This is a genomic window from Tamlana crocina, from assembly GCA_040429635.1.
Lineage (GTDB): Bacteria > Bacteroidota > Bacteroidia > Flavobacteriales > Flavobacteriaceae > Flavisericum > Flavisericum crocinum.
The window spans coordinates 2,691,019-2,708,722 of the sequence record CP158972.1; the positions used below are offsets into that span (position 1 = coordinate 2,691,019).

Below are 17,704 nucleotides of genomic sequence, written 5' to 3' on the forward strand. Positions count from 1 at the left end.
TATTTATTCAGTTATTTAATTATTTTTTAAAACTTTAGTTTCTGTTTGTAAACGTTGTATTGGACCACTATCTCCTAAAAGGTACATTTTTCTAAAATCTGAACCTTTTTCTTTTTGTGCTACTACTATTCTAGCATCTGGATGTGGATTATCGATAAGCGCAGATATGATAAAACCGGAATTCTTTCGACTTAAATAAACGGAGTTCTTTTTAAATGTTTTTCCGCCATCAAAACTATCCCATCTACTAATTTCTCCAACATCTGCTGGAGTTTGACTTTCTAAATATAAGCTTACTTCAGAGGTAGATTTCACTTCAATATCTGCATCCCCTTTCGGTAAATTATCGGTATTTCCTTGTAACCACTCTTGTCCATCCCATCTAAAATGCTGTATGCGCTTAGTACCACTTCTTTTAGCTCCTACATCTGGGCCAACCATTACACCAACTTGAGGATTCCCATTGGAATCTATATCTGCTATAGCTTGAAATGTCCAATCATTGGGTATTTGCTTAACCAAAGTTTTTTCGTCTGCCATTTCTTTGGTTAAAGGCATTGCTAAAGGTTCGTTTTTAACATTTTTCCAGACACCTGTTTTTGTATCAAAAACCATATAATATAAATTATGTCGTTCTGGGATATGACCTCGTGGGTCTTGCGCATTTTTTTTGTCTCTACAAATATGATAATCAAATGCTACAATAATATCGTCTCCATTCCCTTTAGAAAGCCAAGGATACCAAGAATCTTCGGCTTCTATATCAGTTCTTCTTTTATGCTTTAAAAAGGAAACTGGCTCATCAAATGTTTTTCCATTATCGGTTGATTTTTGATACACCCAATTGCTTCTGTGTGCTCCATGACGATAAAACAGATACATATCGCCATTATCCATTTTTATAAACTGACTGTAGGTTCCAAATAATGAAATGTTATCTAATGTCTCCCACTCAGAAATGTCTAATGGGTTTTTAGAAACTGCATGTAAATTTTTACCATAGTGATGATTTCCTAATGGGTTTTTACCATCATCGGGTGTTCCACCATGACCTCCAAACGCAATATGAATATATCCTGCATCGTCAATAAGCAATGCCGGTTTACCATGATTGTCTATTTTTTTCTTTCTATTAGGGTCCTTACCCATTTCACTAACTCCCGCTTTGAACGGACCTTTCCATTCTTTAGTAGTATGATTGTAAGACGCTACATAAGGATCTTCTAAAGCACCTTGATAAGCTATATAAGTAATGCCTTTATGATATACACCTGATGGATGTTGCACAATGGCCACTGCATTACCAAAACCATTATCGGCAAAGTAATCTACCATTTGGCTACCCGCGTTAATTGTCTTTTGTTCTTTGACTTTATTGACACAACCCAACAAACAAAAACAAATAAAAAGGTTTACATAAAAATATTTAGTCATTAGTTCTCTAGCTTTACAGTTTCAAAAAATGTAAGTTTCACAGGCCCTAGGAGACCAGACTTTAGCAAATCATCATTCTGGTTATAATGATTCCAACTGGCAAATGTTGTTCTTTTAGATGGTCGTTCTGTTTCGTTTAATAACCAATCTGGAAGTGGTTTTGCGCGTTTACCTTGTCTTGGATAATCCAATTTTAGTTTTTCGTCACCAATTAATCGATTGGGCCATAAATTGGTCACCTTAACTTCTAAAGTATTCTTCCCTTCTTTCACAAATTCATCAATATTTACTCTAAAAGGGGCCTTCCATAAAGATACAATATTATTGCCGTTAACTATGACTTCTGCAATAACGGATACACTGCCTAAATCTAAGGTTACACTTTTATTCGGCTGTATCATCTCTTCGGATAACACAAACTCTTTTTTATAAGATGCTGTTCCTGAAAAATGTTGAATCGACTCGTCTTGCACATCGGTCCACGAAATCAAATCAGGAAACGTCTCTTTTTTTGAAGCTTCTGAGTTTATTGGAAAAGAAACTTCCCAAGCACCTGATAACTCCATAGGCTTTGAAACGGATGTCACTTCTGCGGTTTTTGTTCCTCCTGATGATGTCTTGTAATTTATCTTTCCTGCATAAGGTGTTGTCCAACTTATGGCATCATTTTTAAATTCTAATTTTGGTTTTGATATGTCTTTAGACAATTTTAAAAACTGTCCTTTCGGAATAAATAGAGTGCGTTCTTCTCCATCAGTTTTATAGCTAATTTTTAAAACAGTTTTATCGCCTTCAGGAATTTGATTACCTATTAATTTATTAGTCACCAAAATATCATAAGTTCCAGAATTTACTATCTTTTTAATCGTTTTGGTAACATCAAAAGTTTTATAATGCTGAGGAATACCCGTTGTTTCTCCTTTAAATTTTCCAAATACCGCTTTTAAAACTTTTAGAGATTTATCTCCAGCGTCAATATGAATATGCTCACGTTCTTCAGCATAAATCTGCTTTTTGGTATCACCTATTTGGTATTCCATTCTGAACTCTTTTTTATAGCCCATCGCAGGGTCGCAATCGCAAAAAGCTCTACTCATTTTAAAATCTAAAGTGCCATTTTTGATAGCTTTATTTACTCTATCGGTAATATCAATTAAGCCTTCTTGCAAAAAGGTACCATATTCAGCTTTTACAATTTCTAAATTAGAAAGTGGTTCTACTTGAGCAGTTTCTAGTTCTGTTGAAACTTCTAATAAATGATTAATATTCAAAGGCTTTTTAAAGATTATAAAAACCGATTCTTCCATTCCTAAGGATAACGGAATTGTTGTAGTTCCATCATCATTTTCTTTAAAAACTACCACATCTTTTGTAGTGCCTTTTTCTGAGTTCCAAAGTTCTGGTTGCTTTCCTGAAACTCGAAAACGCGCTGTAATGTCTCTGGCTTCTTTTCTAGCATTCGCTATAAAATAGATATCTGCATCAGCTGTCTTTCTGTGTATAAAACTCAAATCTGTATTGTCACTACTTTCAATTTTAAAATCTGGTGTTTTATTACTCAAAGCTTTTGAAATAGTCATATCTTTTATCGAACCACTTCCCCATAAATCATCAACATAGGTTTCAACTTCTTTATCACAATTTGGATAATTGCTTAAACTTGGTGATTGCACCGGTTTTTTACCAATTACTTTTGCGCCACCATAAACCAATTCTTTTACTTTTTGAAGAGTTTCTGGTTTGATAAAGTCTGATTCGGGTAAGACCAAAAGCTTATATGTATTGCCTACGGATGAATATATTGCTCCATTTTTAACGGTTAGGTCTTTTAATTTATTTGCTCCAATCAAATCATAATCAAAACCCATTTCTCTGATTTCAGGTTTTATAAACCCTGTATTTGGTGATGATTCCCCTGTAAATACCAAAACATCGGCTACATTTTTACCTTGTTGCAATAAATATTGTGAACGAGCTACGTAATCCATATAACCCTTACTTTGCGACCACCAGGTGTTTAATCGGTTAAAATCAAAACCATGATAACTTAAGGCCAAACCTGGCGCCACATCCCAAGGTTGATGCACATAAGTATGGAAAATAAATCGTGTAATTCCCTCTGCCCAAGCTTTATCTCCAATCGATTTTATGTTTGCTGGGTGCTTGTCCCAACCACCAATACCTGTAAAAGATTCTGCTCCAACAATGGTGCTACCGTTTAAGTGTGCTATGGATGATACAAATTTTGGCGAATCGAAAAAGGGATAACCACCACTCCAAAATTCGCACATGACTATATCGCCTTGAGCTCCTACTTGCATATTATCAAAAGGTCCCCAATAGGGTTCTACAGAAAATTTCAGTCCATTTTTATGGCATAAGTCTGCAAAGTGACCATAATAATTCTCTGCGATTAAGTCGCCAATAGTTCTTCTAAAATCCCAAAGAAATCGTTCTGAAACTTCTCCACTTTCCACATAATAGCCAGCTAAAGTTGGTAAATATGCCGTTAAATCATAACCTCTTAAACTTTCAAATTGCGTATCGAATCCAGTGGTCCAATTTGTGGTTTCTACTTCATAACTATCAATTAAACAATTGTTAACCGTTGTGCCTACTAAATCGCCTAACTTATCAATAATGGGTTGTACACCGGCTTCCCAATAGGCATCTAGGGCTTTTTTACTCATTTTATCCACCTCTAAACCTTTGGCTTCTGGTGGTGCCGGTCTGTTGGTTGTTCCTATTGGTGTATGTCCTAAACGTAAAATAACCCAATCGCCTTTAGGTACTTCCCAGTTTAACACCCCATCTTCAGATAGTTTTGAAGTTAAATTAATAATGGTTCCTTTTTGAATAATAGCCTCTTTTGAAATTGCTTTAATATCGGGTAACAAATGATTTCGAACACGTTCAGAAAGCATTTTATAGTCTAAACCATCAATTTTTATGGTTTGTTTAGGCTTAGGGAAAGCTAAAACCGCGATGTCTTTATAGTAATCGAATTTGGTTTCTGGTCGTGGTAATTTTTGGGTTATTGTTTTTCCGCCTTGAATTGCAAGCTCACTAGATACCACCGTTTGCATCGCATGTTCTTCAGTCACCCAAGGCCCTCCAGAAGAGGACCAACCTGCACTGTTATGAAATGCCATTTCTAAACCTAAACGTTGTGCTTCTTCTGCAGAAAACTTAAACAAGTCTAACCATTCCTCACTTAAATATTTCACTGGCCCTTGTGGAAAACCTAAATGCACATTAAACAATTGTGCCTCCTGAATACCAACAGCTTTCATAGCTTCTAAATCTTTGGTAATTCCAGATTTAGAGACGTTACCACTTATCCAATGCCACCATGTTCTAGCTTTAGCTTGGTTTGGTGGGCTTTCAAAACCTGCTTCAAGGCTGACTTTGTTTTCTGAATTGCTGTTATCTTTCTGGTTTTGGCAAGACGTTAAAATTGAAATCAAACAGAATAGTAACACCACCTGTTTTATACTAAAACTGAAATCAATGTTCATTTATTTACTATTTCTATTACAACTAAACCTAAATAACAGAATATTTAAAACCAATAAAACTGCAATTACATATACAAACCCCATATCTATTACTTAAGATTAATCTATAAACAACTCGTCAATGTAAGGTGCGCTCTCTCCTGTGGTTTCTAATCTGATATTATTAGCTCCAGATTGCAGTACAATAATGGTCGGTACAAACTTCCATTCTTTTTCCCAACCGCCAGTTGCAGGAAACTCCATATCTCGCACATACTCGTCATTGACGTATAATTTCATGGGGTATAATTTACCCTCATTGTTGTGCATATATCTAAAACGAATGCTATAATCACCGCGCTCGCCATCGTTTTCTTGATACCAAGTGATTGAGCCTTCGCCTCCTTTAAAATCAACAAAACCAGAACCTTTAAAACGGTGTGCATCTCTACTAGGTTTAGCAGAACCTGTTAAAAGACCATCTTCCGCAGAAATATTAACACCTCTACCAATCCACATATCAGCAGAATGTTCATCTCCCCAGAAAAGCCCTTCGTTTTTACCAAATGTTTCTTCCATAGTTAAAACAAGAACTCCGTTTTGTTTTACGACAGCTTTTACAGTTGTACCGTCTTCAACTTTAAAAGGCTCGGTGTAAGCCACACCATCCGTTTCAGGGTTTTTGCCATCTATTGTATAAAGCACTTCAAAATCATTGGAGTTATTATTTCCAAATAACCATACGGATTGCACATCAATAGTAATTTCATCAGAAACATATAAAGCTTTATCTCCTAGAATTGAACCTACAATTACAGAGGCCTCTTTTGCGTTTTGACCTTCCTCCAAAAACAATCTGGTTTTACCGAAAAACAAACTTCTGTAATCGGCTTTTGTTCTGCTGGTAGGGTCTATGGGATTTCCATTTTCCATGGACACTTTATCCACATCACCAACGATGTTATAGTACACCCTGTTTTCGGCATAAGGATTCAAATTATTATTGGCATCCATTCCTTCTGAAGTTAGAATATAACTCGCTCTAAAATCGCCTTCTGCCTCTAATTTAGTTACTGTATTCTGTAAAGTTGATGGTTGTTTGGCTGTTGAAAACGACGTTCTGTTTACCTCTTTTCCATCAATGTAACCAACTGCTTCTATGGTACCTTCTTCGTACGGCACGAGCCACTCGCATTGCATTTCGTTCCAAACGGTTCCGGGTTTATCTTTACCTAATGATTTTCCGTTTAAAAACAGCTCAACCTCATCGGTATTAGAATACACCCAAACTGGAATTTCGGTACCTTTTTCCATTCTTGGGTGCGTCCAATGCGGTAGCATGTGAATCATGGGTTCTTCTGTCCATTGACTCTGATAGAAATAGTATAAATCTTTTTCAAAACCAGCTACATCTATGGCGCCTCCCATAAACAAGTTAAATGGCAACCCGCCGTGTACTAAACCGGCTTCTCCGTAATAATCGAAACCTGTCCAACGGAAATGCCCACTATGCCAAGGTGTATCGCGCATCACTTCCCAATATTTTCTTGCCGAAACACGCACTGTGGCATTATCGTATGAGGAATTAAAACGTTGCTTTCTGTTCTTCCAGTCTTTTGGGTTTAAACCTTCGTAGAAGAAAATTTCTTTTTCTGTTAAGTTTGGCAATTCATAGGTACCTGGCAATTCGTTATCTCTCCACCAAGTATGCGTTCTATAATAACCTCTTGTTTGCCAAGTATGAGGGGCTTCTGTAGAAATGAATGGTTTTTCTAGTTCATTTTCGTTTTGTCTGTCTATAAACGATTTGGTTTCAGAACCTCCATTAACGCCCTGAATATCCATATCTTCTGGGTTTCCAGCACCAGAAGTAAATAATCGGGTTGGATCTAAGCTTTTTCCGAATGCTACCAATTCTGGGGCCACATCACTATGGGTTTCGTTACCTAAACTCCATACAAAGATACTGGGGTGGTTTCGGTCTCTTGTAATCCACTCTTTTACATCTGCTTGCCACCATTCATCAAAGGCTTGTTTTCCGTAATCTTGCGGTGCTTTTTTATGCCAACCATCAAAAATTTCATCCATGACCAACAATCCAATTTCATCACAAATATCATAAAACATAGGAGGTGCTGGGTTGTGTGACGGACGAATGGCGTTTATGCCCATACCCTTTAGTAGTTCCAGCTTCCAACGTAACATGGGCTTGGTCCAAGCACCACCAACAGGTCCGCCTTCCCAGTGCTCACAAACCCCTTTTAGTTTCACATTTTCACCATTTAACCAAAAGCCCGTTTCGGTTTTCCATTCTATGGTTCTAAAACCAAATGTGGTGATTTTTTCATCTATCACCTTTTTTCCATCCAGTATTTTCGTGACGGCTTTATACATATTTGGCGTTTCAGGACTCCAAAGCTTGGGCGACTTAACCTCCAATTCAACACTTGGTGAATTTGATTTTAGTTTTTGGCTATAATTGGATAAAACACTACCATCGGCAGACAGTAGTTTAACATCATATTTTAAGCCATTTATATCTCCATTAATTTCTGCATCAATCGTAACAATTCCTTTTTCTTTTTGAATTGAAGGTGTTTTTATAAAAATAGTATTCGGTTTAAAATGCGTTGGGTTCACTTCTATTAAAGAAACTGCCGCATAAATACCACAAGGATGGTACCAACGTGCAGAAGGCTCTAAACTGTTATCTACACGAACAGCAATGGTATTTTTGCCTGCTTTTAAATATTTCGAAATATTATATCTAAAACTTATGTACCCATAAGGCCTTTTGCCCAATCGGTTACCATTTACCCAAACCTCACTGTTCATGTAAACACCATCAAAATTGATGTAAGTTACTTTTGAAAGGCTTTCTTTTGAAACTTGAAAGTATTTACGGTACCAGCCTATACCTCCATCATGATAACCTCCGCCTTGACCTTGGTCGCCGCCCTTTCTAACACCTTTTTCGAAAGACCAATCGTGGGGTACATCTAATTGCTGCCATGCACTATCGTCCATCGATTTTTGTGAAAACTCTGTTTTATCTACATCTAGAATAAATCGCCAATCGTTGTTAAAGTTTGACACCGTTCGCTGGGAAAAGCAAGTTGCCGAAACCATTATAAAGAAGATACTGCAAATAGTTTGTAGTTGATGTTTTATTGACATTTTATACATTTTTAAAATTGTTTATTATTTTCTGGGTATATCGTTTTGTGGAAAAGGCGCTCCATCTCTGGGAAATTGCGATTCCAACAAGGCCTTCATGCGTTTTTCTACTGCTTGGTATTTTTCATGCCCTGATAAGTTTTCAAAAGACAGTAAGCTATTTTTATGCTCGTATAACTCTGAGCCTAGTATTTCGTGGGTGACCGAATCTCGCCATTCGGTATATCGCCACTCCCCGTCGGTTGCGGTACACCCCATAATATTTTTTCCTCTAGGAAAAACGCTTGTAGCTACCTCATCCCAAGATGCTTCAGGATTATCAATAACGGGCACTAAACTTTTCCCGTCAGATTTTGGGACCTCAAAACCACAAATATCTATAAGTGTTGAAAAGATATCGACATTCTCCACCAAGGCATTTGAAATGACTCCTGATTGTCGTTTTTTATCATTGGTTTCCCTACTGATAATTAAAGGCACACGAACATCAATCTCTACGTTTGAGTGTTTGCACCACGCACCGTACTCACCAATTTTATAACCGTGGTCGCTCATAAAAACTATCATAGTACTTTTTTTCAAATCCAATTCTTCAAGCGTTTGCATGACTTTACCAACCTGAGCATCCATATAGCTTACACAAGCGTGATACCCATGAATTAGAGTTCTTGTAATGTCATCGTTTAAAGGGTCTTCTTTAGGTATACCGTGATATCCTTTTAATTCTCCCCATTTACTTAAAGCCAAACGATACATCCCTTCTGGTTTTTCCTTTGATGGAATTTCAAACTTGCCTTTATCATGCAAATCCCAATATTTTTTTGGTGCATTAAAAGGCAAATGCGGTTTCATTAAACCAACAAACATTAAAAATTTGTCATCCTTATATTGATGCAACATTCTAATGGCATCGTTTGCAACAATGCCATCTTTATAGCCGTCATCAGCTACGTCCGCATCTTCATAAGCTGGACCTTTGGCACGTTTTCCAGCCATAGCCTCAAGGCTCTCTGGTTTTAAATATATATTAGAAGGCCTTTTTACAAGTTCTGTCCAACTTTCTTTATCATCTACAAAATGATGATACACTTTACCCGTGCTAATTGTTTTGTATCCGTTTTGCTTAAACAATTGCGGAAGCGTAACGACTTCTTGATGAACTTTACGTAAAGGTGTAAAAATGCTATAGATACCCAAGGTTTCGGGTCTTAAACCCGTTAAGGTGCTCATTCTTGAAGGGGCACAAATGGCTTGTTGGGTATAGGCTTTGTTAAACATTATACCTTCTGATGCCAACTTATCAATATTCGGAGTAATTGCTGTTTCACTTCCGTAACATCCTAATTCTGCTCTTAAATCATCTATGTAAAACACTAAGATATTTGGTGAGTCTTTTTCTTGAGAATGTATAAAACTTATGTTAGCAATTGTAACACAGATTAATAAAACTATTTTTTTCATTTTATGGTGTTAGATATTTTTATTCTACTTTTTTCACGCCTTCCTCTGTGGCAACAATTTCTTGTATAGTACCATCTTCATTGTAATACAAATATTCTATACAAGTGTTTCTACTAAACTTTGAACCGCCATTCCAATTTTGCCAATGATAAAAAAAGTAATCTTGCCCTTTGTAGTTTACAATAGAATGATGGTCTTGTCTTTGTTTAGGGTTGATAGCACCTTTGTATTCAAAAGGCCCATAAGGATTGTCTGCCATCCCATAAAAACCACCTAAACCAGTATTATACGAGAAATAATATTTTCCATTGCGTTTGTGCATGTAACTGGCTTCAAAGAAATTTTTAGCGCCATATTCAATGGTTCTTGGTGCTTCCGCTAACTCTAAAAGATTGTCTTTTAAGCGTGCAACTTTAGGTGTTCTGACGCCCCAGTATAAATAGACTTTTCCATCATCATCCTCAAACACACAGGGGTCTAGCCATTGGCCTTCAACACCTTCAATCCAACCGATGTCTTTAAACGGGCCTTCTGGAACATCACTAACGGCAACACCGCATCGCATATCGTCTTTTGAACCTTTTACAGAATGTGGATATAATAAATAGTATTTATTGTTTTTGTAAATGGCAGTTGGTGCCCACATCCAGCCTTTTGCACCCCAAGGAATATCTCTGGAATGTAATACTTCGCCATGGTCTATCCAATTTACCATATCTGTTGATGAAAACGCACGATACCCATCCATAGAATCGTAAAATGTGGCGTCCTCCATATCACGAGAGGTGTACATCCACACTTTACCATCGTTCCAGATATGAGCCGATGGGTCTGCAGTTCGAATATGACGAATTACAGGATTGTTGCCTTCATTGTGTACCGAGGATTTTACTTCAACCGCTGGATTAGCTCCCTGTTCTTTTTTTTCATTTTTACAGCTTACCAAGGATAAACCAAATATCAAAACAACAACTATTTGAAATCCTTGTTTCATTATAATTTAGACTTAAACGTGTAGGTTCCTGGTTGTACCAATAATTCAGTATCGTCAGTGTCTGAGCTTATCGTTTTTATATCGTTTGTATCTTCAATCGATTCTGCAGTTCCTGGTAATATAACTTTTGCTGTTGTATTTGGTGGAATAGTTACATTTAAAGTAAAAGTGCCTTCATTAATTTTCCATGAAGAAGCAACTTTCCCATATGGTGTATTTAATTCAGCCGATGCTGATGTTAATGGACTTTTAGGTTCTGGAGCAATACGAATGACTTTATAACCCGCCTCTAATGGTTCAATGCCTCCTATTCGTTCATACACCCATTCGCCTATCGCTCCGTAAGCATAATGATTTAAGCTATTCATTTTTTGAGGGTTAAAACCCTCTGCCTTACTATAGCTGTTCCAACGTTCCCAAATAGTTGTGGCACCTTGGTTGATGGAATAGAACCACGATGGATAGGTTTCGTTAAACAGTAGTTTATACATTAAATCTGTATCCCCCATTTCGTCCAAAACTCGTGATAATAGTGGTGTACCTAAAAAGCCTGTTCTTAAATGATTATCGGCTTCCTCAATTTTTTGTAATAAATACTTTTTAGCATTTTCTCTTTTACCTTCAGACAATAAATCATAAGCCAATGCTAATAAATATGAGGTTTGTGTTTCTTCAACGCCTTTTACTTTTCCCGTTTCATCAAAAAACTTATTTTCAAAAGCATTTGCAACTGTCTTAAATAAAGCCTCATATTTAGCTTGCTCTTCTTTTTTACCTAATACCTCAGCAGTTTGCGCTGTTAATTTAGCTGAATGTGCAAAAAAAGCCGTTCCAATTAAGCTTTTAGAGGTGTCCCCTTTATTATTGCCGTTTTTAGGAAGCGGTTGCAACCAATCTGCAAAAAATCCCATAGAAGAAATATAATTTTTGGTAGTAGCCTCATGATATGCTACCCAACCCTTCATGGTTTCAAAGTTTTCTTCAAGAATTCTTTTATCCCCAGTTCTGTTGTATATATCCCAAGGGATTATTGCACAAGCATCTCCCCACCCTGCACTTACTTTATTGTTAAAAAGTACATCTGGCACTACCCAAGGAATTCCGCCATTATCATACTGTGATTCACGAACACTTTGTAACCAACTTGCCCAAAACTTATACACATCGGCATTAAAAATAGAAGTTGGACCAAATACCTGTGCATCAGCAGTCCATCCCATGCGTTCATCACGTTGTGGACAATCTGTGGGGATGTCAAAAAAGTTTCCTCTTAAGCCCCAAACAATATTACTTTGTAATTGATTTAATTTTTCGTGAGAGGATGTAAATGAGCCATTTTCTTCAAAATCTGAATACTGCACCAAACCTGTTACCCAATCAGTTGATGGGGTTTTTGAGGTATCAAATCCGCTTAGTTCCACATACTGAAATCCATGAAATGTAAATTTTGGCATCCACTCTATAACGCCATCTTTTGATGCTGTATAATAGTTTGTGGACAAAGCTGTTCTATAGTTTTTTGTATAAAACGAACCATCTGGAGACAACTTTTCTGCAAAACGAATTTTAAGTATCTCCCCCTTTTTCATTGGCACTTTAAGCAATGGTACACCAACCATATTTTGCTGAAAATCGAAAATAAAAGCACCATCTTTTTCTACAACTTCCTTCGCTTTTAATTCAATTTTAGATTTTACAGTAGTGTGTCTTTTTGGTTCTAAACGAATAGCATCTGTTACAGGAAATGTATTAACCGTTTCCCAATTTTTATCACTAAAATTATTGGTTGTCCAATTAGGCATTTCTAAATTAGCATCGTAAGTTTCGCCATCATAAATTTCTGAAAGTCTTATTGGGCCGTTGGTTGTAGCTTTCCAACTTTCATCAGATACAATTACTTCTTTAGAACCATCTTTCATTGTTAACTCTAGCTGACATAATATTTTAGGCGTTTCTGTATCAACCCACAATTCTTTTTTCCATCCTAATCTACTAGAATGCCAACCTGAAGCTAATTCTACTCCAATAGTATTCTGACCTGATTCAATTAAATCGCCAACATCATAAGTAATGGTTTCTATGCGTTCTTTGTAAGGTGTGTATCCGGGAGGCATAACATCATCACTTACATCTTCCCCATTAATGGCAACATCAAAAACCCCTTTTGCTGTTAAATATAATCTTGCAGATTCCACATCGTTAGATAGCTCAAAACCTTTTCTTAAATATTGCGGACGATGAATAATATTATCTTGACTTCCTAATACTTTTTCTTTTTTAGTATCTAAACCAATCCACTTTGCTTTCCAATCATTGTTATTCAGTAATCCTAATTCAAAATGATTTATAGCACTCCACGCTGAAACATCTTCATCTTGATTCCAATACTTTACCTGCCAATATACTTTTTGGCGAGACTGTAGCGGTTTGCCCTCATATTTTACCCAAACAGACTGGTCTGTCATTTGTTTACCAGAATCCCATAAATCGGCATTATCGGGCAACAAGTCTTCACTGGAGGCCACCACAATGTGGTAGGCTGACTGATGTTTAACACCTTCAGCAACTGGCAGTTTCCAAGAAAATGTTGGAGTAGCATCATAAAAACCTAAAGGATTTTTAAACCCTTCAGAAACCGTTAAATCGTTTGCTTTTTCTATGGTTTTCTTTTCTTCACAAGAAATAAAACTTAAAAAAACAATACTTAAAAGGGTTAGTAAAAATGCCTTTTGTCTGGATTGAATATTCATTAGATTTTAATTTAGTTTCGTTTGAAATTTATGGGTACCTGCACCTACGTTTTTTAGTTTTTGGGTTTCGTTTTTAGAAGTATATGGAAGGTGAATTTCAGCTGATGTGTTAGGAGGAATTATTACCTCTAAATTAAACAGATTGTCCTTTACTTCCCAAGAAGATGATGCTTTGCCGTAAGGTGTATTTACGCTGGCCGATGTCGATGTTAAGAAATTTACATTGGGCACAGGTGCAATTTTTATTTTTTTATAACCCGGTGCTAAAGGTGCAATACCTGCAATACGTTCGTACATCCATTGTCCAATAGCCCCGTAGGCGTAATGGTTTAAACTATTCATTGGTTGTTTATTATAGCCTCCTTCTATACTATAACTGTTCCAGCGTTCCCACATGGTGGTAGCGCCTTGATTTATGGAGTAAAACCAAGATGGATAGGTTTCCTTAAACAGAATTTCATACATCAAATCAATTTCTCCCATATCATCCAACACCTTAGGCAAAATGGGCGTTCCTAAAAATCCAGTTCCTAAATGATTGTCTGCTTTTTTAATTTCTTCTAATAAATGCTGTTGCGCTTTTACTTTGGTTGCTGGTTGAAGCAAATCAAAATATATGGCTAATAAATAGCTAGTTTGGGTTTGTTTTTCATTTATAAATTTTCCGTTAGTATCAAAAAACTTGTTTTCAAAAGCTAGAGCGATTTCTTTATATAAGTCCTTGTATTTTTTTTCGTCTTTAGTTTTACCAAGAACTCCCGCCATTTTCGAAACCAAGTGCGCCGAATGGGCAAAATACGCTGTATTTACAAATAATCTTGGTGTATCGCCTTTATTACCTTCTTTTCCAGATTTTGATGGGTAAGGCTGTAACCAATCTGTATAGGAGTAAATATTGGGAATAAAATCTTTTGATTTAGATTGATAGTAACCAACCCATTTTTTTCCCATATCATAATTCTCTTCCAAAACTGATGTATCCCCTGTGATATTGTAAATATCCCAAGGAATAATAACACAGGCATCGCCCCACCCAGAACTGGCACTATTTCTTTGCAATATATCAGGGATAACAAATGGTACTAAACCATTATCGTGTTCAGATTGGGTTTCGCGCATACTTTGCAACCATGCTGTCCAAAACGCATGCCCTTTAAAATTAAACATGGCTGTTGGCGAAATCACTTGCGCATCACCAGTCCAACCCAAACGCTCATCACGTTGCGGGCAATCGGTTGGTATATCTAAAAGGTTGTCTCTTAAACCCCAAGTGATGTTTTTTTGCAGTTGATTTAATTTATCATGTGATGATGTAAACGTTCCATTTTTTTCAAAATTAGAATGTTGCACCAATCCTTTTACCCAAGTTGAATTTGGAGTTGCCGAGGTATCAAATCCTGACAATTCTAAATATTGAAATCCGTGAAAGGTGAATTTTGGCGTGTACTCGATAAGACCATCTTTTGATGCGATATAATAATCTGTTGATTTTGCTGAGCGGTAATTTGTTGTATAAAACGTACCATCAGACAATAACATTTCTGAAAAGCGAATCTTTAAAGTATCGCCTTTTTTCATTGGCACTGTTACTTTTGGCACACCAACCATATTCTGTTTCAAATTGAAAATTACAGAAGATGTTGTGGACGATACAATTTCTGCATCCTCAATAACTGTCATTGTTTTTACAGTTTCATGACGTTTTGGTTCTAAGGTTACAGTATCAGCTATGGGTTCTATTTCTGTATTTTTCCAAGAGGCATCATCAAACGTATTCATTGTCCAATTGGGCATTTCCAAATTGGCATCATATACTTCTCCATCGAACAGACCTGCTAATCGTATTGGCCCATTTGTTGTGCCTTTCCAAGTTTCATCCGAAATAATGGTTTTCTTTGAACCATCTTTTAAAGTGATTTCTAACTGGCATAACACTTTTGGAGATGCTAAAAAGTCATAAATAGCTGTTCCTCTGGTAATTCTTCCTGAATGCCAACCAGATGCCAATTCTACAGCAATTGCGTTTTTTCCTGAAGATAACATATCGGTTACATCATAGGTTAGTGTTTCAAAACGTTTGTTATAGGGTGTCCAGCCCGGTGTTAACACATCATCACTAACATCTTTTCCGTTCAAATGCACATCAAAAACGCCTTTCGAGGTAATGTATAATCTTGCTGATGCTATATCTGATGGCAAATCGAACCCTTTTCGCAAATATTGAGGCCTGTGCATTAAAAAATCATGTACCCCTTTTATGCTATCTTTTGCAGTATCCAAACCAGCCCATTTTGCTTTCCAGTCAGAGTTATTTAACAATCCTAATTCAAAGGAATTAATTTCACTCCATGCTGATGGGATACCATCTTGATTCCAAAATCTAACCTGCCAATACACTTTTTGACGGGATTTTAAATCGACTCCCTCGTATTTTACAAAGCTGGACTGTGAACTTTCTTGTTTTTTAGAATCCCACAAATCAGGATTATTTGGCAATAATTCTTCACTGGAAGCTACTATAATTTGATATGCAGATTGCGACTTGATATCATTAGCAACAGGAAGTTGCCACGAAAAGGATGGTTTGGCAGTGTAAAAACCCAAAGGATTTTTGAAGCCCTCAGAAAGTGTTAAAGAAACTGGAGCCCCTACCGTTTGTTCATCGCATGAGTACAGAAAAAAACTTAAAACAAAATAAGCTGCAAAAAGTAATTTAAACTTTTTCATAATAAATTAAATAGTATACAAAAACGCTTTAAAGCCGTGTTTATGGGTTAAATGAAATATTAAACAATTTAAAAGGGCAATGTGCATTATTTTTACCACAACTCTGTCCTGTTCTATCTTTAAAATTGTTTTTGTTAAGACACGGTAATGGTGCACACAACCTCTGTAACCGAAATTAGCCGTAGTTCTTTGGTACAAATCTACATATTGCCCTACGACTAAATTCGCCGTACTTGCCACCTGAATTTCAAAATCACCTTTCTTTATTTCTAAAGTAACTTGAGTAATATCGCTGGACTCCGTATTAGAAAGTATGAACATAAACCGGTAATGGGCAGCACCACTACCGAACTTATTTTCGTTGAATTTGTCGGCATATATCTCAATTCCTCCAGTTCCCTTTCCAGCTCCTTTTAAAACAATATTGCTCCCACTAATCGTAATAGGTTTTGTTTTTGTGGTTTCACCGGAAACGATACACCTGCCTGCCGGAAAAAAAGCAACGGTTGGTTGATTACTAGCCTCAGCGGCATCAATAGCCGCCTGAATTCCTGCATCGTCATAACCAGTATCATCTGGAATTGCTCCATAATCGGTTACGCTTATCGTATTCCAATTAGAGACATCCGGTAATTCTTTTTCTGAAAAATGGTATCCTGTATAAGAGAAATCATTTAAGATTGCTTCGGATAGATTCCCAGTTAACTTTTTCTCTGCAAAGTCAATCCATGAAGGGCTTCTGTGTTTTGAGCACTAACATAAACATCTAGTAAAATAAAAACGCCTAAGCAATTTTTCAAAAAAGAAACCTTTATTAGTATAAATTTAATTCCACTATTAGTATATCGTACAAATAACATCTATTTAATTATTTCGTAGTAAAACTCCAAACCTGTCCAATGGTAACGCCTCCGTTACCATCTTTAGCTACTATCTTGAAATAATAGGTAGATGCCGCGGTTAGCCCTGTAGCTTCATAAGTAGTTCCTGATTGATCTTCTGATACTTTTGTTGTTAAATCGCTGTTAGTATCTAAATACACATCATAGCTTAGGGTATCTCCATCTACATCACTGGCTGTCCAACTTAATATGGAACTCGTACCATCTATTTCTGAATTTAATGCAGGAGACACTAATTCTGGAGCAAAGGGCAAATGGTTGGAAACTCCGTCTCCTTCGGTTAAAAATTGATTGGCAGAAGAATAAGCACTCTCATCCCCTTTAGTATCTTTCGCTTTGAGCCTCCAATAATAAGACTTCCCTTTTTCTAGAGTGAGCACTCGTGAAGTCGATGAACTGGAAACATCGTGTGCCAGTGTTGAAAAATCGCTCTTTTCAGATACCTCTACCTGATAGCTTACCGCATCGCCCTCTTTATCTGTTGATGTATCCCATTCGAAGACCACGTTGTTGTCGATGCACAACGTGTTGCTCAATGGGTAAACCTGCACTGGTACAGTGGGCGCTGTGTTTTCGGTCTCGTTACCTGAACCCGAATTATCATCGTTACCGCCGCTGCTGCAGGATAAAATAATACTGGTAAACAAAATCGCGGTTAAATATAAATATGACTTTTTCATCTGTTTATTTTATTTGTTTTTAATTGGTCAGATGCAATTTGCCATTAAACATTTCGGTTGGTATCAACTTAATTGTTATGGC

The 17,704-nt window shown here is 36.7% G+C and carries 9 protein-coding genes and 1 pseudogene; all 10 read right to left on the reverse strand.

All coding sequences use genetic code 11. From position 1 onward, the window contains the following. Positions 1-15: 15 nt before the first annotated feature. Entirely contained in the window at positions 16-1,434 is a 1,419-nt protein-coding gene (locus ABI125_11920; GenBank protein XCF05430.1) for a BNR-4 repeat-containing protein, read from the reverse strand. Further along, complete coding sequence (locus ABI125_11925; GenBank protein ID XCF05431.1) at positions 1,434-4,952, reverse strand: glycosyl hydrolase; 3,519 nt, start codon at positions 4,950-4,952, stop codon at positions 1,434-1,436. Before ABI125_11925 ends, ABI125_11920 begins: the two co-directional genes overlap by 1 nt. Before the next feature lie 99 nt (positions 4,953-5,051). Beyond that, positions 5,052-8,108: a glycoside hydrolase family 2 TIM barrel-domain containing protein gene (locus ABI125_11930; GenBank protein XCF05432.1), complete on the reverse strand. Its 3,057-nt coding sequence runs from the start codon at positions 8,106-8,108 to the stop codon at positions 5,052-5,054. Between the two features lie 24 nt (positions 8,109-8,132). Beyond that, on the reverse strand, positions 8,133-9,569 hold the full coding sequence (locus tag ABI125_11935) for a sulfatase (protein ID XCF05433.1): 1,437 nt from the start codon (positions 9,567-9,569) through the stop codon (positions 8,133-8,135). Positions 9,570-9,588: 19 nt separating this feature from the next. After that, positions 9,589-10,563 (reverse strand): family 43 glycosylhydrolase, encoded by a 975-nt coding sequence (locus ABI125_11940; GenBank protein ID XCF05434.1) that lies wholly within the window; start codon positions 10,561-10,563, stop codon positions 9,589-9,591. Further along, positions 10,563-13,313, reverse strand: coding sequence for a family 78 glycoside hydrolase catalytic domain (locus ABI125_11945; protein ID XCF05435.1), 2,751 nt, complete (start codon positions 13,311-13,313; stop codon positions 10,563-10,565). Before ABI125_11945 ends, ABI125_11940 begins: the two co-directional genes overlap by 1 nt. Positions 13,314-13,319: 6 nt before the next feature. Next, positions 13,320-16,040, reverse strand: coding sequence for a family 78 glycoside hydrolase catalytic domain (locus ABI125_11950; protein XCF05436.1), 2,721 nt, complete (start codon positions 16,038-16,040; stop codon positions 13,320-13,322). Positions 16,041-16,046: 6 nt separating this feature from the next. Next, positions 16,047-16,361, reverse strand: a complete 315-nt coding sequence (locus ABI125_11955) for a hypothetical protein (protein ID XCF05437.1) — start codon at positions 16,359-16,361, stop codon at positions 16,047-16,049. Positions 16,362-16,445: 84 nt separating this feature from the next. Then, positions 16,446-16,766: pseudogene (locus ABI125_11960) on the reverse strand (glycosyl hydrolase family 28-related protein). Between the two features lie 142 nt (positions 16,767-16,908). Then, positions 16,909-17,622, reverse strand: coding sequence for a fibronectin type III domain-containing protein (locus ABI125_11965; GenBank protein XCF05438.1), 714 nt, complete (start codon positions 17,620-17,622; stop codon positions 16,909-16,911). Between the last annotated feature and the right edge of the window lie 82 nt (positions 17,623-17,704).

Coding starts and splice junctions, on each gene's coding strand:
- ABI125_11955 (XCF05437.1), bottom strand. CDS start 16,361: ATGTTCATACTTTCTAATACGGAGTCCAGCGATATTACTCAAGTTACT.
- ABI125_11950 (XCF05436.1), bottom strand. CDS start 16,040: ATGAAAAAGTTTAAATTACTTTTTGCAGCTTATTTTGTTTTAAGTTTT.
- ABI125_11925 (XCF05431.1), bottom strand. CDS start 4,952: ATGAACATTGATTTCAGTTTTAGTATAAAACAGGTGGTGTTACTATTC.
- ABI125_11965 (XCF05438.1), bottom strand. CDS start 17,622: ATGAAAAAGTCATATTTATATTTAACCGCGATTTTGTTTACCAGTATT.
- ABI125_11935 (XCF05433.1), bottom strand. CDS start 9,569: ATGAAAAAAATAGTTTTATTAATCTGTGTTACAATTGCTAACATAAGT.
- ABI125_11940 (XCF05434.1), bottom strand. CDS start 10,563: ATGAAACAAGGATTTCAAATAGTTGTTGTTTTGATATTTGGTTTATCC.
- ABI125_11930 (XCF05432.1), bottom strand. CDS start 8,108: ATGTCAATAAAACATCAACTACAAACTATTTGCAGTATCTTCTTTATA.
- ABI125_11920 (XCF05430.1), bottom strand. CDS start 1,434: ATGACTAAATATTTTTATGTAAACCTTTTTATTTGTTTTTGTTTGTTG.
- ABI125_11945 (XCF05435.1), bottom strand. CDS start 13,313: ATGAATATTCAATCCAGACAAAAGGCATTTTTACTAACCCTTTTAAGT.